The organism is Candidatus Omnitrophota bacterium (assembly GCA_003598025.1).
Classification (GTDB): domain Bacteria; phylum Omnitrophota; class Gorgyraeia; order Gygaellales; family Profunditerraquicolaceae; genus Profunditerraquicola.
In genome coordinates, this window is sequence record QZKH01000003.1 from 128,950 (window position 1) to 151,408 (window position 22,459).

Genomic DNA, 22,459 nt, shown 5'->3' on the forward strand with positions numbered 1-22,459 from the left:
AGCTTTCAGTTGTCAGATTTCATCTAAAGGAAGATAAATGAAAGAGCAGAAGTTTAGAAAATTAGACGTTTGGAATAGGGCTATGGATTTTATTGGAGAGATTTATAAAGTTACTTCCAATTTCCCTTCAACAGAGATTTATGGTCTAAGCGCACAATTAAGAAGAGCCGCGATATCAATTTCATTGAATATAGCTGAAGGTAGTGGTTCTGGCTCTGATCCCGAATTTAACAGATTTCTAAATATTTCGTTAAGGTCAGCATACGAAGTTATGTGTGGCATTGAGGTAGCTTGTAAGTTGGATTATTGTGATAAAACCATCGCTGAGAAGTTATTAAATGAATGCGATGAACTTTCGGCAATGATAACTGGACTGAAAAGAAAGTTAATCGGTTCTTCACACAGCTGAAAGCTGAAGACTGATGACTGATAGCTAATAATGAAACTAAATGTGCTATATATAATTTGGAGTTTAGGCCTTGGTGGCGCAGAGCGGGTGGTTATTAACCTGGCTAAAGGGCTTGATAGGGATAAATTTAAGTCGATAGTCTGCTGCCTTAATTCTAAGGGCAAATTTGCAGATGAGCTTGAGAAAGAAGGTATCAGGGTAATAGAATTAAAAAAGAGATGGAAATTTGACTTTAGTGTCATAAAAAAGCTCATTGAAATAATAAAAGAGAATAAAATAAATATTGTGCACACACATCTATGGGGTGCGAATTTCTGGGGAAGATTAGCAGCACAAAAGGCAAGTGTGCCTGTGATAATATCCACAGAGCATAATTCTGATACCTGGAAGACCCCGCTGCATTTTGTCATAGACAGGTATTTAGCAGCTAAGACAGACAGGATAATCGCGGTATCAAAGAGTGTCAAAGAGTTTTATGTTAAGAATGTGGGGATCCCTTCTGGGAAAATAGAGGTGATTTATAATGGCATAAGTATATCAGAGCACAGATCACAGATCACAGAGCACAGTAAATCACATTCCGTCCACAGTCCACAGTCCACAGTCCACAGTCAGGATAACTATATTCGTAAACAATTGGCTATCAGTCCTGATGAGACAGTAATAGCTATGATTGGTAGATTGGTGCCGCAGAAGGGGCATAAGGATTTCTTGTTAGCCTTAAAGGTCCTTACCGGATGCGGATTTAAGGTCAAAGGTTTAATTGTCGGCAGCGGCCCTCAAGAAATGTATTTGAAACAGGTGTGTGATAACCTTGCCCTTAATGGAAATGTTATTTTTACCGGTGTAAGGAGCGATATCCCGGAACTGTTTAAGGCAATAGATATGATTGCTCTTCCTTCAACAAGGGAAGGTTTTCCTATGATTATATTAGAGGCTATGTCTGCAGGAGTACCTGTGGTTGCTTCAAGCGTTGGAGGGGTCCCTGAAGTTATAACTAACGGTTTTAACGGGCTTTTAGTTGAGCCTGAGAACCATACTGAGTTAAAAGCTGCTTTCGCTAAGTTAATCCATGATGAGCGGTTATCTAATAGCCTAATAGATAACGCTCGCGCTACAGTAGCAAAAGAATTTAATTTGAGGAATATGATCGATAGCACACAGGGGCTATATGAAAAGATTTATGAAAGCAAATTGCCTAAGGCGGATAAATGAAGAATAAACGCTTAAATATAGCTTTTGTCTTAATCTTTGTCGCAGGTATACTCTTTGCCGGTTTATCTTACGCTGTGCTTACAAAAACAAAGCCCCTAATAAATAAGATAAAATCAAAAGTCAAAGAGCGTGTTATTGCCAATATCCCAAAGGCAAAAGATCCTCTTGTTATATGCGATTTTGAAAACAGCGCGGATTTAGACAAATGGAATGCATCCAAAGCGAGCGTTGAGATATCAGAAGAGCATCCTACTTCCGGAAAGTACTCGGCAAAGCTTACTTATGAGCCTTCGGGCGATTCCTCATCTGTCAGGATAGAGAAATATTTTGAAAAAGACAGGCGTATTGTAAATTGGTCAGGGTATGAGGCGCTTGTTTTTGATATTTATAATCCTAATAAGAACGCTGAGAGAATGATCCTTCAGGTGCGGGATAATAGCGGCGGCAAGGTTAAAATTGACCTGCATTTAAGGCCAAATGCAAATAATAGAATCGAGGTTGATATTAGAAGCCTTTGGGATAAATTAAACCCGTCTAAGATTGACCAGTTAAACCTGTTTTTATGGGGCAATAAGTCGGTAAAGGCATTTTATTTGGATAGTGTCATGCTTCTTCCCGCGGCAGCATTGGAGAAAGTCGCAAAAAGCATATCAGACGACGAATTTATTCCAAAAGAAGGCGAGCAAGTTTACGCTTTGGGCGATTACCTGGAGTTTAATAAAGCCAGATGGGGCAGCTGTGAAGACGGGGTATCTGTGCCTATATATATCAACAATTTTACTACGGCTAAGCTTAACTCAACGGTTGTCCGCGGAGGCGTGCCTTTTGGAAGAGGGCAGTTAAACAGCCTTGATAAGCTTATGCTAAATGACGGGGCGGGAAATAATATTGAATTCCAGGCTCAAATTGTGTCAAAGTGGCCTGATGGCAGTATTAAGTGGGCATTGATCTCTTTTAAACCTGAAGTTGATGCCGCAACTATTAAAAAATACAACTTAGTTTATTCAAATGCAATAAGCAGGAAGAAACAGGAATCAGCTTTAAAAGTAGATGAAGGCTTAAAAAATATTGCGATAAATACCGGAAAAATCAAGCTGGTAATACCCAAAAGCGGATTCTATCTTTATGATAAACTTTGGCTGGATAAGAATAATGATAAGAAATTTGATGATAGCGAGATCGTTTCATCAAAAGCGAGCCTTGTGCTTGAGCGCGACGGCAAGAAATACTACAGCCATTTGGATAAAAATTATAGGCTTACCGTTGAAAAATCCGGGCCTCTTGAGGCTTGCATAAAGGCAGAGGGATGGTTTGTTGCTGATAACGGAAAGAAGTATTGCAAATTCATTGTCAGGATACATGCCTATGAATTAAGCGGAGAAATAAAACTCCAGCATACCTTTGTCTATACCGGATACCCGGAAAATAAATATCATTACCTATACAAAGGCAAACGCCTTCCAAGGAATGAAACCATAGATGCGGTTTATATTGAGCTTCCCGTAAAGATAGATGGGGATAAAGCTGTAACTTTTGCCGCTGACGATAAAATTATGCAGTCAGCTTTTGGCGGAGCCATCAGTTTCTTACAGCTTAAACCGGACAGTTATACAGTAACAGGTTCTGGTAAGCCGATTGGCAGCGGAAACAGGCTTGAAGGATGGCTTGATTTGAGCAGTGATGGCTATGGGGTATCAATTGGAGTAAAAGATTTTTGGCAGCAATTCCCTAAGGGGTTTTCTGTAGATAAAGAAGCGGGTAAGTTAAAAATCGATCTCTGGCCTAAAGAAGCAGGCAAACTTGACTTAAAAACTACTCAAAAAGCCTATGGCCCGGACGCAGTCGCACGGGGCAGCGCCTTTGGCCTGGCTAAGACGCATGACCTGGCATTTAATTTTCATAACGGAAATTATGAAGTTGGCGAGGTTAAGAATAAAATACGGAGCTTATTAAGCGATGTTGTTATAACTTCAGATCCTATATGGGTATCAGATACCAGGGTTTTAGGGAGAATATGGCCGTATGACACGCGTTTTAAATCAGCAGAGAGTTTCTTGAGCAAGCTTTTTGACTGGGGCAGCAGGCAGGTCGATAAATTTAGCTGGTATGGGATGATAGATTTCGGCGATACTCTATCCTGGTATAGGAAGGAAGCGTACGATAAATCTTATGATGACTGGGGCTGGCATCCCGAAGGAAGGCATGGCTGGTTTAATTGTGAGGGAGTTGGCACGCATGCCGGAGCATTAATACAGTTTTTACGGACAGGCAATTACAAATATTATATTTTTGGCAAAAACCTCTCGCGCCACATTATGGACATTGATACCTGCCACTATAATACGGTGGCAAATGATAGCAGGCTTAGAGGCAGGATACCCGAAGATTACAGTCGCCCAGGCTCCATGCACAGGCATAACGCTGACCACTGGGGAGGAAGGAACGAAGAAACTTCGCATACAAATGTTTACGGCCTGGTTTTGTATTATTATCTTACGGGGAATGAGAGAGCAAGAGATGTTATTGACGAGGTTGGAAGTTTCTTTCTCAAAGAACATATGACATATTTCGGCCATCCCGATATTTCACCTCAGCGCTCCATTGCAAATGTTATTTGGGGTGATGTTGTATTATATGAGCTTACAGGAGAAAAAAAATATAAGGAACAGGCAGATAAGCTGGTGAATTTATTCTTTAGAGGCCAGAAATACAACGGAGCCTGGCCTGAAAATTATAACCCTGTACGCAAACGCTGGGAAGGCAAACCACATCTTAGTTTTATGAGCCAATATACCATACCGGCATTAATAAATTATCATATGATTACCGGTAATAAAGCTATTGCCGGTTGTATTATTAATGCTACTGATTTTCTTATTGAGAGCGACGAGTACGGCGCTATATTAGATGCGCTTAGCTATAGCTATTGGCTGACCGGAGATAAAAAATACAAAGATACATTGAATAAAAAGCTTGATTACACGGTAAGGCACCAGAAGGCAAGCACTGACCCGTTATTTGACGGCATGATTTACCAAAAAGCATATTATGCAAGGGTAATGGAATATTTGTACAACTTACCGTTTGCTTTTGAGGGATTGGCACAAGATGAAAAAACCGGAAAATAAGAAAAAGTCTATACTAATGTACCACTCTGTGGGTTTTCCTGTTTTGGGGGATCCGGGTAACGGACTGTATTGTGTAAGTAAGGAGAATTTCAGGGAACAGATGCAATACATTACACAGGTCACAAAGACACAAAGTCACAAGGTCACAGAACACAGTAAATTTGATGAAGTCCACAGTCCACAGTCTACAGTCCACGGTAAATTGGATGCTGTGGTCCGTCGACCGTCGACCGTCGACTGCTTAATAACCTTTGACGACGGGGATGTGACGAATTTTACACAGGCTTATCCGGTATTAAAAGAACTGGGATTAACTGCGTATTTCTTTATATTAGCCGGCAAGATCGGCTCATCGGGCTATATGAGCTGGGGACAGATAAAAGAAATGCATGATAATGGCATGATTATCGGTTCGCATGGCATGACACATAGGATAATGCCCGCACTATCCGATAAAGACATCAGGTATGAAATAAACACTTCAAAGGAATTCATTGAAGGCAAGCTTAAAACAAAGATTTATTATTTTTCGATACCGCGCGGATTCTATAATAAGAAAATATTGGGGATGCTGAAAAAAGCAGGATATAAAGGGGTTTTTACATCAGACTCCGGCAGGATAAATGATTATGAATTCGGCAGGATAGCGATCAGGAGCAATTGGGGGATAGGCCAGTTTAAAAAAGTATTGGAACGCGGGCCAAGCGTAAAAGATAAGCTTGAAGGAAGGCTTCGTAAGTCAGCGATCAATTTGATAGGCATAAACAATTACGATAAATTAAGGATGGGATTGCTAAAGAAATGAAGATATTATTCTGGGTTTCACTGTTGGTAATAATTTATGTTTATCTCGGGTATCCGTTATTGGCGTACCTGTTTTCGCTGCTTTATAAAAAACCATTAGCCGCAAAATATGTTTATCCGACGGTATCTATCTTGATTTCGGTCCATAATGAGGAGATAAATATCCGGAATAAGATTAATTCTTTGATGGAACTTGATTATCCGCAGGATAGATTAGAGATTATTTTCGGGTCGGATGGGAGTACGGATGGCACCGAAGAAATAATAAAACGAGATATTGAGGCCACAAGGCCACAAGGTCACAAGGTCACATTAGTAAGGCAGGAGAAGAGGCTGGGGAAGCCGAGCATGCTGAATAAGCTGGTAAAAGAAGCCAAAGGAGAAATCCTTGTCTTTACCGATGCCAGGCAGAGGTTGGACAATAATGCCTTAAAAGAGCTGGTCAAGCATTTTGCCGACGGAAAAGTTGGCTCGGTCAGTTCAGAGTTGATTTATGAGGATGAATCGCCGGAAAATAAGTCTTCAGGCGGAATTAACCTTTATTGGGAATATGAAAAGTTTATCCGTAAAAGTGAATCACGCATGGGCTCTATGCTTGGGGCGACAGGCGCTCTCTATGCGATAAGAAGCAAGCTCTTCCCGGGGCTGCCTGAGGATATGATATTGGATGATGTTTATATCCCCATGAAAATTGTTGAAAAGGGCTATCGTGCGGTATTTGACTCTAAGGCCAAGATTTATGATAAGGTATTCAGCGCGACCCGAAGATAGAATTTTCCAGAAGGGTGCGCACACTGGCAGGGAATTTCCAGTTATTTTATTACCTCAAAGAGTTATTTAATCCATTCAGGGGCAAAATATCCTGGCAGTTTTTTTCACATAAATTTTTAAGGCTGATTATTCCGCTATTCCTGGCACTGCTATTATTATCCAGCGCCTTTTTATTTAACGAGCCGTTTTATAGATTATTTTTATTTTCTCAGGAGGCGTTTTATATCTTTGCTATACTCGGTAAATATTCAAAGCGCCGCAATAAAATTTTCGATGTTCCGTATATGTTCTGTATTATGAATTATGCTGCGGTAATCGGTTTTTACCGTTTCTTAAACAATAAACAGGGGGTCCTATGGGAAAAGGCAGCAACTTTGGATTTACGCAAAGCTTAAATAAAGAATCTGTTATCAGGCTGGCTGTAATTGCCGGGTTGATTATTATTTCGTATATTCCGACTTTAATCTGGATGGTCGAAAGATGGACGGCAAAGGATACGTATTATAGCCATGGTTTTCTTGTGCCTTTTATCAGTTTATACTTGGTTTGGCAGAAAAGGCCTGTTTTGTCAAAGATAAAGCCTCAGCCGCTGGCAAAAGGCTGGATTGTTTTTGCCGCAGGTACGCTTATCCACATTATCAGCGCTTTATGGAGGGTTTATTTTACTTCGGGTTTCTCCATTTTGCTTGTCATATCCGGGCTGATACTTATTTTCTTAGGCAAAGAGTTCCTTAAAAAACTTATTTTCCCCGTATTATTCCTGATATTTATGATACCTCTGCCGTTGGTTGCAATTGCTAATTTAAGTTTTAAATTGAAGATTTTAGCTGCGCAGCTCTCGACGGTAATCATCAATAAGTTAGGTGTGCCGGCGATAAGGGATGGAAGCGTAATAAAAACAATGAATTCCTATATAATTGTCGAGGACCCTTGCTCAGGGATAAGGTCGTTGATCGCGCTTATCGCATTGGGCGCGCTTATGGCTTATAACAGCAGCCTGCCGGTCATCAAAAAATATATCTTATTTGTTTCCGCGGTCCCCGTTGCTATCGCCGGAAATGTTATCAGGATAGTCGCGCTTTCGCTTGCCAGCGAGATGTACGGCTCAAAATTAGCCGCAGGTTTGTTTCATACAGTTATGGGCGTAGTGGTTTTTGTATTCGCGTTTTTTGCATTACTCTTAATAGGGAAGGTGCTGGAATGAAAAATAAAACATTTTATATTGCTGCGGCCGTTTTGTTATTTACGTCGGTAGTCTGCATCGTGTCATATTTCCCATCGAGTTTTGACAAATCTGAGGATGCGAAAGTCGCAACTTTTCCGAAAGAAATCAACGGATGGGTTGCGCGTGACCTTGAAATATCCGAGCGCGATTATAAGATACTTGAAACGAGGAATCTTTTTGTCAGGGAATATACAAATGCTGCGCAGGAGAAGGTGTATTTTTATTTTATTTATTCTCTTGATAACCGAAAGGTCAGCCATCCTCCGGAGATTTGTTATATGGGCAGCGGAGTAACTGTTGTTGATAAATCAACAGTTCAACTGACAGATAAAATAAAAGCCGTAAAGTTAATAATTGAAAAAGCAGACCATCGTCAGTTGGTTGCTTATTGGTTTCAGGCAGGCGCCTTTAATACACATAAATATTTACTACAGCAATTAAGGGTTGTTTTGAATAGGGCTGTGGGGAAACAGACACCGAATGCGCTCATAAGGCTTTCGGCTGATTTTACTCCCGGGCAGGAGGGGAAAGCTTTAAATACATTAAAAGCCTTTACTCGTGATATTGAGCCTTCAGTTAGTAACTTTTTTAAATAAATTGTTGAAAATAATATACTCTTCGGGCTTATCTATCCCTTTGATAATCAAGTAGTTAAATACATGCGCTAAGCACGGCATTATTATGTTGCAGGATGTAAACATAGCCTTATATTTGCACATTTATTAGGCAATGGTTAGCAGAAGGCAAGGTTGGGATATCATCATAACTCCTTATAATGCATATATATAAAAATTTTAAAAAAGTTTTTAATTTTTCTGTTTATGGCATGAATCTTGCTATAAATATATATACTAGGTAAGATTTTGTAGGGTAATACCCTCCAACACCCATCTCGGTTGTCCCTAGTACTTAAAATCTGATGAAAGCGAAAAATAAAAACAAAATTTCAAAATTCAGCCTGTTGGCGGCGATCCTGTTTATTTCCGGCATGTTGTTGGCATTTGAGCCGGTTTTCAGCATAAAAAATATTTTTGCAGTGACTTATGTTGAGCATCCATCTATCGTTGAAGATTCAAGCCTGAATAGCGGTTACTCTGCACAAGAACCTAACCAGCGAACCCCCAATAAAGCCCGCGCGCCTGAACCAAGCAGTATGTTTTTGCTTTTAAGCGGCCTGACCGGCATGCTTGTCAGGTTTGCAAGAAAGAGTTATGAACGTTTTAAGAGGCTTGCTGATATCATCTTAGCTTTTGTGGCTGCTGTGTTTGCTTTGCCTGTTATGGCTTTTGCAGCCCTGTTGATAAAATTGACTTCATCCGGGCCGTTTATCTACAGGCAGGATAGGGTAGGCAAGGGCGGGCAAATATTCCGTATTTATAAATTAAGGACAATGTATGTTAACGCTGAAAAAGGCACAGGCGCCGTGTGGGCAAGAAAAAATGACCCCAGGATTACGCCTGTCGGAAAGCTTCTCAGGAAAACTCATATTGATGAAGTCCCGCAGTTAATCAATGTCCTAAAAGGAGAGATGAGTATTGTAGGGCCGCGCCCTGAAAGGCCAGAGTTGGTAAGGGAATTAAAAACCTTAATCGTTGATTACGAAAAAAGGCTCTCCGTTAAGCCTGGTATCACGGGTTTGGCGCAGGTTTGGCATAAATATGACGAGACTTTAGAAGACGTTAAAAAGAAAATTAAAATTGATTTGTTATACATCAAGAGAATGTGCCTTGCCGCTGATTTAAGAATAATGGCAGGGACAGTGCTTGTGATGTTAACAGGAAAAGGAGCAAGGTAAAATGAAAAAATTAATATTTGTATTTGTCTTATTGATTTCACTCTTTATTTTTAATCAGGCTGATGCTTCTCTTTGGCTTGATGCTACACCTTCAATTTATATTAACAGCAATCCTGACCCGTGGTTTACGGATAGCTGGATAACCGGCCCGGGTGATTTTACTCTCAGGATTACAAACACTTTTACTCAAGATGATATTGAGGATGTTTATCTCGTTATCGCTTTGAAAGAAAGCACAAAAGATGGGTTATCTATTGATATAGACGGAGACGGGCTTGATGATAGTGATTTTGATACTTCCGGAGATCATCCGTATATCACGGATTCGCACGGAGTTTTCGGCGACGATACATATTTCTATGATTATTATATCGGGAACCTTGCCGCAGAAGAGTATATTGAATTTGATATATCAATAGAAACAGAGGGTTCTCCTATCGTGCATTTTGACGCATACGGTTATAAAGTGAAGAATAACGGCGATCTTTTATTGGTGGATAATCCCAATTCCCATGATGTAACCTGGGATCCTCCGTTGTATATTGAATTGACCAATACCGTACCTGAACCGGCAACATTATCATTGCTTGGCTTAGGCATGATGGGTTTGCTTTTCTCAAGAAGGCGTAAATGCTAAAGTTAATAAGTATAGTTTTAGCTATTCTGGTATTGACGATCGCGATAAGCGCGGATATTTACGCTTATACGGTTACTTATCTTGACCCTTATTCCAGCGCAACCACGCTTTACAGCGCAGCAGGGGACAGGATAGGCAATATAGCGTTTGAATTATATAAAGTTGACGTAACAAAAGCAGGAAACAATCTTACCTTTGATATCTATTCAAATTACTCTTCTTCAGGATATTCTGTAGGTTCATGGCATACAATGCCTGCTGACCTGGCGCTGGATGTAAATAATGACGGGACATATGACTATGGTGTGGCATTCCGTAATCACGACGGCTTAATACAAGGTAAGCTTTATTCAGTTTCGGATTGGTACATTTCAGGCTATGACCGGCCGGGTAATGGTTTCATCTGGCATCACGGAGAATTAGTCAGTATAAAGGATATTGATGCCGAACTTGGCGATGCTGCAGTTACCTGGAATGATTTAGGCGGCAGCAACCCGCATTACAAAATAAGCACAGTTATTGATATGAATGATTTCTTACCTAACGGTTACAGCGGAGATTTAGGTTTTTTCTATGGCGGTGCAACATGCGCCAATGATTACATAGGCGGGATATTTTCAATAACAACCCCTGAGCCTGCATCGTTATCTTTGTTCGGCTTAGGATTACTCGGTTTAATAATACGCAGGAAGAAATAGGAAAGGAGAGGATATGTTTCGGGTCAAGTTATTGGTTGCGGTTATGTGTATTTCTTTATTGTCTTTTATCAGCGCGCACGCAGCGTTAATAAACGGAGGTTTTGAAACAGGCGACCTTTCTGGATGGTCAAATAATTCCGGCATTTTGGCAGCTACAGTTAATTCGTATTCAGGAGACATTGCATATTCTCCCGTGGAAGGTGATTATTTTTTAAAGCTTACAAGCGGATTGGGCACAGGTGCCTATTCAATAGTGAACCAGTCTTTGAGTTTGCAGCAGGGTGCTAAACTTTCCGGCTGGGCTGCTTTTGATGCAGGTGACTACCTGCCTTACAATGATGATGCATACGTAAAAATCGGTAACTCTACTGTATGGAGCAGGGATATTTCCCAGGTTGGTAATTATGGATATACAAATTGGCAGCAATGGAATTGGGAAGCGCCAACAGCCGGGAGCTATACGCTGGAATTTGGTGTACGCAATGTCGGAGATAATGGGCTTAGCAGTTTAGCTTTATTTGATGCCAATTTTTTGGCGACCTCTGCTGTGCCTGAGCCGGCAACAATGTCTTTGTTCGGCTTAGGATTGTTAGGCTTAGGTCTTATTAAAAGGAAGAAATAGATTTAAATATATTAAGAAGGAGGTGAAACAAATGAAGAAGTTGCTATTTTTAACTGCAGCGTTAATATTGGGAGTAAGCGTAGTTTCTTACGCAGCATTGATAGACCTTGGTATGGCAACAGGTTCTGGAGAACTAAAGATGTTTGAAATCTACAATGCTATGTATAGTACTGGTTTTACCAATAATGATCAGCTTGAAGCTCTTGAAGTTGATCTGGCTATAGGCGGCGGAAAATACAAGTCAAATTCCGGGACTGTCGGGCTGGTGGCAAGGTATGCAAGCGCACCGGTTACTTTAAGATATTACGACAGCGGCGGTGACCATGATTTGGATCCAGCCTTAGTTAATCTTGCAGGTGGAAGTGCGCTATATGCTCCTCCCGTAATTACGTTTTACACAGTTACAGGGACTGAAGAATTCGGAATGTGGGGGTTGACTTCAGCCGGAAAGTTTTACTCCGAGAAGTCATTAAATGCTGACGGAAAATATCATTTTCTGGTTTTAAGCACTCCGGATCCGAAGAAATTCTTGATAGGGTTTGAAGACAGGTCAGCCGGTGCAGACTGGGATTATAATGACTTTGTTTTTGAGACTTATAACATATTCGCAACTCCCGAGCCTACAAGTATGTTGTTATTAGGGATGGGCGCTTTAGGATTGTTAGGTTTAAAGAGAAAAAAGGCCTAAGTTTTTTCTTTACCGATAATTCTATAAATGCCCCCTTATAGGTGTGCATTTTCGAAAATGTAAAAATAAGGGGGTAAATCGTAAGGTTTACCCCTTTTATTTAACTCTAAAGGAAAATATGAGATTAAGCAAGAAATTAACAACCTTATCTCTAATGTCTTTTGTCGCTGGTTGTGGAGGGAGCGATGGAGGGGGAGGTTTATTGAGCTCTATTTTTGGCGGCAGCTCTGCCGGAGCATCAGCTGGTGTTTTAGATTCCGGAGTTGTTGATGGAGCCTCTTTAGCCCTGACCCATAATCCCGAACCCAGCAGCCTACTCTTACTCTCAAGCGGTCTCCTTGGAATGGCTGTTTATGCCAGGGCAAAGGCTTGGAAAAAAGGTAAGAAATAATCCCGCGTTTTTACCTAACTCTTAGAAAAATAAGATTTTTTGTCCTTGACAAAAAGCCGTCAGAAGGTTATACTATACTACCTCTCTTTGAGGTTCTTGATTAACCCCCAAAAAATAATGAACTCAAAGGAAAACGGTATAAAACCAGTAATAAAAGTATATAAAACGCTTTTTTCCACCCTAAAAGAGCATCGTCAGCTCATTCTGCCCTTTATTTATTTCGCTTATTTTGAACTAGCAGCCTTAATTTTCATCTTTATTATACCCAGAGACCCCTTTGTCAGGGTTTTCGGGCCATGGGTGAGGACCTTTTGGGGCGAAGCTTTTCTGCATTATCCGGCTAATTTCTTCCTGATGCCCAAACTTGTTTCGCTATCAAGGATGTTTTTATCAATATTTATCGGTTCATTGGTAAGCGGGACTGTTGTGCTTTCGGTTTTAGAGGCAATAGGTAATAAGAGATCATATCTTAAGCAATCTTTTAAATCCGCATCAAAGAATTACATCTCGCTTTTTTTTATTGTTTTTGTGATAACGCTTTCTTTTTATTTTCTTACCAAGCTTCTAACCATAGGCCTGATTAAATATTTTGCAGGCGGCCATACTAAACTTTTATTTATAGGCACAAGAGCTTGGCTTGGGCCGATATTATCAATAATAAGTTTTCTCATCGCCTTGTTTATACAGTCAGGTTTTGCCTATGCTATACCTTTCCTTCTTATAGAGAAAAAGAAGATCATTCCTTCCGTAATATCTTCATTCAAATTATTTAAAAAGAAGTTTTTCGCGACCTTGCTCCTTGTCGGTTTGCCGATGGTTATTTACGGCCCGGTTATCGTGCTTAATTACAATACAAAATTCCTGGTCTTTAATGTTTTCCCTGAATTCATACTGCTTGTTTCTCTCTTAGGTATAGCCATAGCGACTCTCTTAATCGACCCATTGGTAACAATCGGGACTACTATTTTGTTTTTATCTGATAAGGACAAAAAATGAAAAATAGAATATTATTGATATTGGCTTTAGCTTTTGTGGTTCTGGGTTGTTCGGATAGGTACGCTATAGAGAAACGTTACTGGGGTTTGCAGAAGCAGGCAGGGGATATATTTGGCAATCCGCATTCAACTCCCCCAAGGCAGATTGAGCAGGTAGTCAAGAAGTTTAATGGATTCGCAAATAAATATCCCGGTACTAACCTTGCTATTGATGCCGACTTTACTATTGCCAGGCTTTATGCGGCAAAAGAGGATTTTGACAAGGCAAGAGAACAACTAAGCGCTATAATGAAAAAATACAGCAACAGCCCGGTAATCGTTTCCGAGGCGATGGCTTTATACGGGAATTCATATGAAATGGAGAATAAGTGGGGCCTGGCTGTCAATGAATATAAGAAGGTTTACGAAAAATACCCTTATTCACGCGCCGGATTTGAGCTTCCTATTTATATTGCCAGGCATTATAAGGCAAAATTCCAGCCTGAGAGCATGAATGAAGCGTATATGGAGGCAGTAGCGCATTATAAAACGCTTATACAGGATAATACCGACCCCAGAATCGCTATTAATGCGTATTTCCTTATGACCAACTGTTATATGGAATTAAAGGATTGGAATGCGGTAGTTTCTGCTTATGACTCTATAATAAAGAATTATAAAGATAATCCAAAGGCGCAATCTGCAGTAGAGACAGCAACTTTAAACAAGGCTTTGATATACGCGACTCAACTGAAGAATCTCCCCAAAGCAAAAGAAATCCTGGCCGAGTTTACCAAGCGTTACCCCAGGAGCAGGCTTATCAAGGTTGCAAATAATTTACTGAAAGAAATCGAGAAGAATGCCGCAAAGTAATCAAATCTTAAATTCATCCCTGGATTTAAAGTTCAAGAGTTTCCTTGAAGAGGTGCTCAAGGATGTTATGTATGCTCTTTCTGCTGAATGCGGCTCCCTTTTTATTTTTGATGCCGGGCATAAGGAGCTTATCCTTGATTCTTTCCTGAATTCATGCAACCTTCGTATTAAAGGTCTTAAGAAAAGGGTAGGTGAGGGTGTTTCAGGAAAGGTCGCAGATATCAATAAGCCGGTGCTGGTCAAGAACATCAAAGCAGACGCGCGCTTTAGAAGCAATGGGTACAAGCATTATAAGACAGCGTCATTTATGTCAATACCGATAATAACTTCCAAAGGTTTGATCGGCCTGATAAATATTGCCGATAAATCGAATAAAGAGCCATTCAGCGAGAGTGATCTTAAATTTGCCGTAGCAATAGTAAAATATGCAGTCATGCTTCTTGAGGCAAGCGATAGCTGCAGTGAATTAAAGTCCGAGAAAGAATGTTTAGGCAAAGAAAAAGAACTGCTTACTAAATACGCCTCTGTAGGCAAGCTTGCTGCGGGAGTTGTGCATGAAATCAATAATCCCCTTGACGGGATAATCAGGTTCACAAATATCCTTATTGAGCAGATAGAGAACAATTCAGTAAGCAAGGAATACCTTTTAGAAGTAAAGAATGGTTTAAGCCGTATAGCTAAAATTACAAAATCATTATACGAATTTTCACATATCGTCAACGTAGATTCATTAAAGACAAGAGAATATGTTTATTTAAATGATATGCTGGATGAGCCTCTAAAAGTTTACGCTGAGAAAATCATGAACGGCAATATCCAGATAAAGAAGAAATTCAATGCCGGTTCCATTAAAGTGGTTGATTTCGGTTTGCAGCACGTTTTTTCTAATCTAATAAAGAATGCCCTGGATTCAATTCAGGCAGTCGGAATAATAGAGATTTCTACTGAGCTGCATAATGATACCGTCAAGATCGGTTTTAAAGATTCAGGTACCGGTATCCCTTCCGAAATATTGGGGCATATTTTTGAGCCTTTTTTTACCACTAAACCTGTCGGTAAAGGTACGGGCCTGGGGCTGTCGATCTGCAGGGAGATTATAAATAAATATGAAGGAAAGATCGATGTATCCAGCGCTGTCGGAGACGGCTCAAATTTTACCGTTACAATAAACAGAAAATACACCAAGAATGCATAATAATCACGGGCATATACTTATTATTGATGATGAGCCTTTGGTTAGACGTTCTCTTTCTGAGATGCTTACGGTCTCAGGCTATGCAGTGAGTACTGCCTGCAACGGCAGTGAGGCGCTGAACCTTTTAAAAGATTATACGGTTGATATCATAATATCTGATATGAAGATGCCGGAGATGGATGGGATGCAGTTATTAAAGAGCTTAAAGAGCTTAAGATACGATGCCGCAGTTATCCTGATGACCGGATATGGGACTATTGACGGGGCAGTGGAGGCGATGAGGCACGGCGCATATGATTACGTAACCAAACCGATAGTTGACAGCGAGATAAAAATAATTATCAAGCGCTATCTTGACCAGTGCAGGATCAAAGAAGAAAACTTAAGGCTTAAAGAGCAATTATCAGTTAAAGAGCGCGAGGTCTTTCTTGATATAGTAGGTAAAGACGAAAAGATGCAAAAAATCTATAATCTTATAGAAGCAGTATCTAATACCAGGGCCACTGTTTTGATACACGGAGAAAGCGGCACCGGTAAAAGGCTGATTGCGCATGCCATACATAATTGTACCACCCAGGAGAAAAAGAAGCCTTTCGTTGAGGTAAGCTGTGGGGCGCTTACCGATACTCTACTTGAGAGTGAATTATTCGGGCATGTAAAAGGGGCGTTCACCGGGGCCATAAAAGATAAAATGGGTCGTTTTGAGCTGGCAGACGGCGGCACTATTTTTCTGGATGAGATAGACGCTTTTTCCCCTGTGCTTCAGGTCAAGTTATTGCGCGTGTTGCAAGAAGGAGACTTAGAAAGGGTAGGGGATAATAAGACAATAAAAGTGGATGTAAGGATAATAGCTGCTACGAATCAGAGCCTGGAACAATTAATCGAACAGGGCAAATTCAGGAAGGACCTGTATTACCGCTTAAACATAATTTCTATAGAAGTGCCTCCGCTAAGGCTGCGTAAGTTAGATATACCGCTTTTGGTCAAGACTTTCATAAGCAAGCATTCAAAGAGTATAAATAAAAAAATAGACGACATATCTGATAAAGCATTGTCTTTATTGATTGAATATAGCTGGCCGGGGAATATCAGGGAGCTTGAAAATGTCATTGAGAGGACGATCATACTGTGTAAGGGTCCGGTTATAAGTCACCACGACCTGCCGGATTTCCTGCAAAAACAAAAATTCTCAAGCGAATCAGCGGCTGTAGATAAGAGCGGCTGCCTGAAGCTTAAAGATGCGTTAATAGCCCCTGAAAAAGAATTAATAATTAATACCTTAAATACGGTAAACTGGAACAGGACCGAGGCAGCAAAAGCGTTGGGTATTAATCGGACTACTCTTTATAAAAAGATGGGCAAACTTGGTTTACTCAAGAATAATGGCAGAGAACAATAACCCCAGATGGCATAGGCTGTCGTTTGAAGACCTCATAAATCTAAAGGAGTGGCAGGTAATACAGGATAATTTTTCGGCTATTACAAATGTAACGATTCGCACTCTTGATGTTAATGGTAAACCGTTAACTACCCCCAGTTCAGAGCCCCGCCTTTGCAGGGAATTAATAAAAGACATAAAAATAAAAGATGAAATATGCGGATTGTGCCTACCGAGTTTCCTTGGCGGAAAGGCACATGTTGATAAAAACCTTACTTTCTTATGCAGGGCAGATTTGCGAAATTTTATTGCCCCGTTGCGTATTGATGGCAAAGTAGTCGGATATGTGCTTGTAGGCCCGCTTGTTTTGGTTATGCGCAAGCCCAAAGATGAATACCGCAAAGTTGCCGAAGAGCTTAATATTGAATTTGAGAAATTCTGGAATGCATTTATTGAAATCAAAGTTACATCATTCTTTGCGGCGCAGTCCATGATTGAAGTAATAAAGAACGTGGCAGAATACAGCTTGAATCTGTCATACGAGAAATTCAAGAATGAAGCGCTTTCTGTAAATCCCTTAAGGTCGCCTAATCTGCTTGATGCTTTACTTGAAGTCGCTTCTCAGGTAAGTCAGGCAGATATTGGTTCTGTGATGATGCTTAATGCTGATACTAACGAATTCACTATAGAGGCTGCTAAAGGCCTTTCTGAAGATGTTGTAAGAAAAACAAGGGTCAGCCTTGGGCATGGTATATCCGGTATTGTCGCTGAAAGCGGCAAGCCGCTTGTAATTGATGATAAGATTCAAAATGACAGGTTAAGAGGTTTGTTACAGCGCCCGCAGCTTGGTTCTTCTATGATTATACCCATTAAGAGCAGGGAGAAGGTGCAGGGCGTTATGAATTTAGCTGCTTTTAGGGATTCAGGGGTCAGGTTTGACATGGATAAGGCAAATTTAGTCAAAAACCTGATAGATCTTGCCACGATAGCTATAAATTAGTTCACAGTTCATAGAGATAGATAAAGTATCTAGAATCGAGCATCTAGAATCTAGGATCGAGTCAACGCTGACGGCTGACAGCTGATGACTGAAAGCTTAATCGTAGAATGATAGGGAAGGGGGCTAGCGTTTCCTTCTAAATACCGTAGAAAGTATCTTTAAGTCCTGCCTGTATTTTGTTACAGTCCTCCTGGATACCTTTATATTGGAATTTTTATGGATAAGCTCAGCAATCTGCTTGTCGCTTAATGGGTGGGATTTATCCTCAATATCAATACAATCTTTAATTAATTTTTTTGCCTGGTTGCATGAGACTGACTGGCCATTGGTATCAAAGACTTTGCTTGGGAAAAAATCTTTGATTGCAACCATTGACCAGGGTGTTTTTACATATTTGTTCATTATGGCCCGGCAGACAGTAGTTTCGTGCATATTGATTCTTTGCGCCACTTCTTTAAATGTAAGCGGTTTTAGCAGAGAAAATTCTTCATTTTTTATAGCCTCGCATTGAATATCTGCTATTACTTCCAAAATCAGCTTTAATGTCGATTTTCTCTTTGAGATAGCCCTGAGTATATCATTAGCGGCTTTAATCTTTTCGGTTATGAATTTTCTTAAATTAGGGTCAAGGCTTTTATCCTTAAGCATTGCTTTGTATTCTTTGTTTATATCAATTTTAGGCAGGCTTTCATCATTTATTATTACCTCTATATCATCACTATGAATTTCGATTCTTGCATCCGGCCTGATCCTTTGATCTTCTTCTGTGGAATAGTTTCTTCCGGGTTTAGGGTCAAGCCTAAGGATTTTATGCGCAAGTTCTTCAATTAAACCAGGGTCCTGATTCAGGTCTTTTGCGATTACTTTAAAATTCTTTTTTGCTACGTTATCCAGGTGTTTTTCAACAATTTCTCTTAGTATAGGATTTGTATCGCTATTTTGGTCAAGCTGTATAAGAAGGCACTCTTTCACAGAGCGCGCTCCCACGCCAGCAGGCTCAAATTCGTGTATTATCTTTAAGATGCGCTCAACAGTCCCGGCAGGGACAGCGCAGGAGGAGGCTATCTCATCAAAGCTGGCTTTTAGGTAGCCGTTTTCATCAATATTGCCTATGATTTCTTCACCAATCCTGAAGTCACCATCATCAGAAACAAATATCCCTAATTGCCTAAGCAGGCAATCCTGCAAGGAGGTTTTCTTAGTGACAGATTCAAGCTGGAATTTGACGTCTTCATCAGTAAATTTTTTAAGCGATAGGGGAGAGGCTGGCCGGAAACCCTTGGCTAAAGATCCGCCAGAGGCGCTATAAGAAGGCTTTTCTTCAAGGGCAGGATTTGATTCCAGCTCCTTTTCAATAAGGCCTTCAATTTCGCTCAGGGGCAGCGCTAAAACGTTTAAAGAATTGGAAAGCGCTGGTACCAATAATCTGCGTAATTCTGTGCGTTGTTTTGTTTGCATCATAGCATGATAAGTATAACATATTAATACAAAATACTTCAATTTAAATTGCCTTGACAAGCACAAAATCGGGCAATATAATTAAGACTAATGAGTATATACTCATAATAACATGGGCGTTAAAAGTAAGTAAGTTTGAGTAAAATACTGGTAAAAGCAAGTAAATCTAATGAAACCTAAAGGCAGGCCAAAGAAATACCGGATTATACGACAGGATCCAAGGATATCCCAATTTAGCCCCAGAGGCAAGCCTGGGAGGCCTGATGAAGTATGCCTTACTATGGATGAATTTGAGGCTATAAGGCTTTCTGACAGGCTTAATAAGCCGCAAAAAGAGGCTGCCCAGTCAATGAAGGTTTCCCAGCAGACATTCAGCCGTATCTTGAGAAAGGCCCGGATAAAGATAGCAGATAGTATTACTAACGGCAAAATCATAAAAATACAAGGCGGGTTCTACGCGCTTGTTTCTAATAAGAAAAATACCTCCAGCCAGCTTCAGGAATCCCAGGAAATTAATAAATTAACTTGAAAAGTGGGCCGCAAGGAATGGTCTTAATAACCAAAAAAGCCTTAAATTGCCTTATATATTAACTTCCTATAATATATCTTATGTTAACTTTAGCATATTGCGTAAATGCTGTAACTATGTTTAGGCGCAAATAGTTATAATAATATTGTTTTTCATGTGGATAACCGATTTTCCTTTTACTCATGTTTACTTTATCTTTTTTACTCTGACATCCAGATACGTATCTTTTGCAGGATCTTAATTATCCTTATTTCCTCTTACTTAGTCTTATTTAGATTACATTAGGCCATTTTCCTTGTCTTTATTACTATTGCCGGGTATATTGAACCTTCGCCATAGCGGTTGTTTATATTATCTAATGTCTCTAAGAGGTCTCCCCTCTTTTTCTGCTCAATAAGTAAAGGGGGGTATAATTTAATTTTTAGGTTGCTGCAGCTTACCCCAATAGCCCTTATTTTTGGCCTTTTTAGGCCTGTTTTAGCCAGTATTTTCAGGGTATTTGAGTAGATCTCGTAACCATCATCAGTCTCCTGGGTAATGGTATTTTGGGCGCAAAAATTGCCCATTTGCGGGCCGTTAAGCCAAAGCTTTATGGTGTTAGAAACCAAGTTTTGGCTCCTTAGCCTTTCTGATACCATCTCTGAAAGCAGCCTTAACCAGGCCTTGATAAACCCCATGGTTTCTGATGTCCTGGGAAATGTGTAAGAATGGCTTATTGATTTGGGTTTTTCTTCTTCGTTTGTTGACTCAAGGTGTTCGGTTGCATGTAAAGATGCATATAAATTCAGGCCGTATTTACCCAGCGTTTCTTTAAGGAATCTGGCTGTTTTTTGGTGCAGGTCAAGGCATGTCTTTATGCCCAAGGTTGTAAAAAGAAGCTCTGTTTTTGGGCCTACTCCTGCGATTTTAGCAACCGGAGTCTTACCTAATACTTCTCTTAAGTTTGTTTCTGTAAGCAGGCATATTCCGTTTGGTTTGTTTATTTTAGAAGCTAGTTTTGCTAGTAAGGAATTCTTCGCTATGCCTATTGAAGCGGTTATGTTAAAGTTTGCATATATTCTTGCCTGAATATCTTTTGCCAGTTCAAGGGGCGCATTTTCCTGGCCTATATCTAAACGGAATTCATCAATTGAAGCGTAAGCAGCCTCAAGGCTGTAGTCTTTAAGCATCCCGTAGATCTGTTGCGAGGTCCAGATATATTTACCCTGATCAGCTGCCACAAATTCTGCTTTTGGGCATATCTGAAATGCATCTTTGGTAGGCATTCCGGAGTGTATGCCAAGGGCTTTGGCTTCATAGCTTGCAGCGCAGACTACGGTATATAATTTATTGCCTCTTGAGCCTACTATTAGCGGTTTGCCTTTTAGCCTTGGGTTGATTGCTTGCTCAATAGATGCAAAAAACGCATCCATATCGATGTGGAGAATCATGGATTAGTTCATTGTTGATAGTTCATTGTTCATAGTGCATTGTTAATGGGTATGGAGTTTTCTATGAACCAAGAACCATGAACTATGAACAGGCCTATTATTCTATTACTTTTTCTAACCTCCATCCCAACGTTGTATTATTGAAAGAGATTTGATATAGGTTAGCTTGTGTGCTTATGGAGAATTTTATTATTATCTCTTTGCCTTGGCGTTCCTGCCAGTTATAGGTTATTTTCTTAATTTTATAACTTTTATTTTTCCAAATAAAAATCCGTGGTATCAGCTTTGCGCCTTTAAACCAGGCAAGGACCTGTATTTTTTCGTTTAGAATATCCGGTTCTTCCTGGTGTTCTGCTGATGTTTCGGGAATATGCCTGTCCCACCGGGCTTTTGGATTAAAGCTTTGTTGTAGAGCCATATTAGTATTGTGTATCTAGTATATATTAGTTCATGGTTCATAGTTCATGGAGATAGATAAAGTATCTAGCCACAAGGTCACAAGGTCACAAATATTGCGTTATGCGTATTGCGTACGGCGTATCGAGAATCTAGTATTAAGAATCTAGGATCAAGGATTGAATATCTTTGTTCACCGATATTTCCTTAGTAAGCTGATTAGCTTGCCAATTACGCTGAAATTCTTGCGGATTGGCTGATAGTTTACATTAGCCGGCTCAAGATAAATATGGCTGCCTGTATTCTTGAATATCTTTAGTGTTACCTCATTATTATCAAGTAATGCTGCGATTATATCATTGTTATGCGCAAGCGGTTGTTTTTTGATGATAGCAATGTCATCTTCAAGTATGCCGGCATCAACCATGCTGTCGCCTTTGACTTTTAAGGCAAACACATCATTATAACTAAGCCTTCCTAAGTATAAGTCATAAGGGTCAACGTATCCCTGGATATCTTCATAAGCTAAGCTGGGGCTTCCTGCGGCAATCGTGCCTATAATCGGTATCTTATTAATGTTGCTTTTTGCCAGGTCTATATGGCGGGATTTGTAACTGGCGCGTTTTAAATAGCCTTTATTTTGCAATGCGTTCAAATAGTCACGTACTGTACCGGTTGAGCTAAACCCGAATTCAGCCGCGATCTCCCTTATTGTCGGAGGAATATTTTGTTCCTCTATCCTGTTTTTTATAAACTCCAGCACTTTCTGTTGTTTTGTAGTTAAGTCATTCGTTAGCATTGTCAACCTCCTTAATCAGCTATTAGCTTTCAGTCGTCAGCTGT

General features: G+C 40.1%; 24 protein-coding genes. 20 read left to right on the top strand and 4 right to left on the bottom strand.

Going from position 1 to position 22,459, the window contains the following annotated elements:
* Positions 1 to 37: 37 nt before the first annotated feature.
* The 19 genes from C4533_02960 (at position 38) to C4533_03050 (ending at position 17,803) form a co-directional block, all read left to right on the top strand.
* Positions 38 to 409, top strand: a complete 372-nt coding sequence (locus C4533_02960) for a four helix bundle protein (GenBank protein ID RJP28764.1) — start codon at positions 38 to 40, stop codon at positions 407 to 409.
* Positions 410 to 439: 30 nt separating this feature from the next.
* Positions 440 to 1,624 (top strand): glycosyltransferase, encoded by a 1,185-nt coding sequence (locus C4533_02965; protein RJP28765.1) that lies wholly within the window; start codon positions 440 to 442, stop codon positions 1,622 to 1,624.
* Positions 1,621 to 4,752: a hypothetical protein gene (locus tag C4533_02970; protein ID RJP28766.1), complete on the top strand. Its 3,132-nt coding sequence runs from the start codon at positions 1,621 to 1,623 to the stop codon at positions 4,750 to 4,752. The genes C4533_02965 and C4533_02970 overlap by 4 nt, the downstream gene beginning before the upstream one ends.
* Positions 4,733 to 5,557 carry a polysaccharide deacetylase family protein gene (locus C4533_02975; protein RJP28767.1) on the top strand — a complete coding sequence of 275 codons (825 nt, stop codon included), beginning with the start codon at positions 4,733 to 4,735 and terminating at the stop codon, positions 5,555 to 5,557. The genes C4533_02970 and C4533_02975 overlap by 20 nt, the downstream gene beginning before the upstream one ends.
* The gene (locus C4533_02980) at positions 5,554 to 6,327 is read left to right on the top strand and encodes a glycosyltransferase family 2 protein (protein RJP28768.1); all 774 of its coding nucleotides are present in this window, start codon (positions 5,554 to 5,556) and stop codon (positions 6,325 to 6,327) included. The genes C4533_02975 and C4533_02980 overlap by 4 nt, the downstream gene beginning before the upstream one ends.
* 14 nt (positions 6,328 to 6,341) lie before the next feature.
* Positions 6,342 to 6,722, top strand: a complete 381-nt coding sequence (locus tag C4533_02985) for a hypothetical protein (GenBank protein ID RJP28769.1) — start codon at positions 6,342 to 6,344, stop codon at positions 6,720 to 6,722.
* Positions 6,683 to 7,531 carry an exosortase/archaeosortase family protein gene (locus C4533_02990; protein RJP28770.1) on the top strand — a complete coding sequence of 283 codons (849 nt, stop codon included), beginning with the start codon at positions 6,683 to 6,685 and terminating at the stop codon, positions 7,529 to 7,531. Before C4533_02985 ends, C4533_02990 begins: the two co-directional genes overlap by 40 nt.
* A complete protein-coding gene (gene epsI / locus C4533_02995) occupies positions 7,528 to 8,148 on the top strand; it encodes an EpsI family protein (GenBank protein RJP28771.1) in 621 nt (206 codons plus the stop codon). The genes C4533_02990 and epsI overlap by 4 nt, the downstream gene beginning before the upstream one ends.
* 323 nt (positions 8,149 to 8,471) lie before the next feature.
* Positions 8,472 to 9,347: a PEP-CTERM sorting domain-containing protein gene (locus tag C4533_03000; GenBank protein RJP28772.1), complete on the top strand. Its 876-nt coding sequence runs from the start codon at positions 8,472 to 8,474 to the stop codon at positions 9,345 to 9,347.
* A gap of 1 nt (position 9,348) precedes the next feature.
* A complete protein-coding gene (locus tag C4533_03005; protein RJP28773.1) occupies positions 9,349 to 9,984 on the top strand; it encodes a PEP-CTERM sorting domain-containing protein in 636 nt (211 codons plus the stop codon).
* Complete coding sequence (locus C4533_03010; GenBank protein RJP28774.1) at positions 9,978 to 10,682, top strand: PEP-CTERM sorting domain-containing protein; 705 nt, start codon at positions 9,978 to 9,980, stop codon at positions 10,680 to 10,682. The genes C4533_03005 and C4533_03010 overlap by 7 nt, the downstream gene beginning before the upstream one ends.
* Before the next feature lie 13 nt (positions 10,683 to 10,695).
* Positions 10,696 to 11,304 (top strand): PEP-CTERM sorting domain-containing protein, encoded by a 609-nt coding sequence (locus tag C4533_03015; protein ID RJP28775.1) that lies wholly within the window; start codon positions 10,696 to 10,698, stop codon positions 11,302 to 11,304.
* 31 nt (positions 11,305 to 11,335) lie between these two features.
* Complete coding sequence (locus C4533_03020) at positions 11,336 to 11,992, top strand: DUF4114 domain-containing protein (protein ID RJP28776.1); 657 nt, start codon at positions 11,336 to 11,338, stop codon at positions 11,990 to 11,992.
* A 118-nt stretch (positions 11,993 to 12,110) separates the two neighbouring features.
* Positions 12,111 to 12,383 carry a PEP-CTERM sorting domain-containing protein gene (locus tag C4533_03025; protein ID RJP28777.1) on the top strand — a complete coding sequence of 91 codons (273 nt, stop codon included), beginning with the start codon at positions 12,111 to 12,113 and terminating at the stop codon, positions 12,381 to 12,383.
* A 117-nt stretch (positions 12,384 to 12,500) separates the two neighbouring features.
* Positions 12,501 to 13,379: a hypothetical protein gene (locus C4533_03030; protein ID RJP28778.1), complete on the top strand. Its 879-nt coding sequence runs from the start codon at positions 12,501 to 12,503 to the stop codon at positions 13,377 to 13,379.
* Positions 13,376 to 14,230 carry a hypothetical protein gene (locus C4533_03035; protein RJP28779.1) on the top strand — a complete coding sequence of 285 codons (855 nt, stop codon included), beginning with the start codon at positions 13,376 to 13,378 and terminating at the stop codon, positions 14,228 to 14,230. Before C4533_03030 ends, C4533_03035 begins: the two co-directional genes overlap by 4 nt.
* Positions 14,217 to 15,425 (top strand): GAF domain-containing protein, encoded by a 1,209-nt coding sequence (locus C4533_03040; GenBank protein ID RJP28780.1) that lies wholly within the window; start codon positions 14,217 to 14,219, stop codon positions 15,423 to 15,425. Before C4533_03035 ends, C4533_03040 begins: the two co-directional genes overlap by 14 nt.
* Entirely contained in the window at positions 15,418 to 16,824 is a 1,407-nt protein-coding gene (locus C4533_03045; protein RJP28781.1) for a sigma-54-dependent Fis family transcriptional regulator, read from the top strand. Before C4533_03040 ends, C4533_03045 begins: the two co-directional genes overlap by 8 nt.
* A complete protein-coding gene (locus tag C4533_03050) occupies positions 16,808 to 17,803 on the top strand; it encodes a GAF domain-containing protein (GenBank protein RJP28782.1) in 996 nt (331 codons plus the stop codon). Before C4533_03045 ends, C4533_03050 begins: the two co-directional genes overlap by 17 nt.
* 123 nt (positions 17,804 to 17,926) lie before the next feature.
* Here C4533_03050 and rpoN read toward each other — a convergent pair whose 3' ends face one another.
* Positions 17,927 to 19,264 carry an RNA polymerase sigma-54 factor gene (rpoN, locus tag C4533_03055; GenBank protein ID RJP28783.1) on the bottom strand — a complete coding sequence of 446 codons (1,338 nt, stop codon included), beginning with the start codon at positions 19,262 to 19,264 and terminating at the stop codon, positions 17,927 to 17,929.
* Between the two features lie 166 nt (positions 19,265 to 19,430).
* Between rpoN and C4533_03060 the strand changes: the two genes are divergently transcribed.
* The gene (locus C4533_03060; GenBank protein RJP28784.1) at positions 19,431 to 19,790 is read left to right on the top strand and encodes a DUF134 domain-containing protein; all 360 of its coding nucleotides are present in this window, start codon (positions 19,431 to 19,433) and stop codon (positions 19,788 to 19,790) included.
* A 281-nt stretch (positions 19,791 to 20,071) separates the two neighbouring features.
* On the opposite strand, the gene C4533_03065 is transcribed toward C4533_03060, so the two are convergent.
* The 3 genes from C4533_03065 to lexA all read right to left on the bottom strand — a co-directional run bounded on the left by C4533_03065 (position 20,072) and on the right by lexA (position 22,415).
* Complete coding sequence (locus tag C4533_03065; GenBank protein ID RJP28785.1) at positions 20,072 to 21,220, bottom strand: DNA polymerase IV; 1,149 nt, start codon at positions 21,218 to 21,220, stop codon at positions 20,072 to 20,074.
* A gap of 97 nt (positions 21,221 to 21,317) precedes the next feature.
* Positions 21,318 to 21,638 carry a hypothetical protein gene (locus C4533_03070; GenBank protein RJP28786.1) on the bottom strand — a complete coding sequence of 107 codons (321 nt, stop codon included), beginning with the start codon at positions 21,636 to 21,638 and terminating at the stop codon, positions 21,318 to 21,320.
* A gap of 171 nt (positions 21,639 to 21,809) precedes the next feature.
* On the bottom strand, positions 21,810 to 22,415 hold the full coding sequence (gene lexA / locus C4533_03075) for a transcriptional repressor LexA (protein RJP28787.1): 606 nt from the start codon (positions 22,413 to 22,415) through the stop codon (positions 21,810 to 21,812).
* Positions 22,416 to 22,459 lie beyond the last annotated feature (44 nt).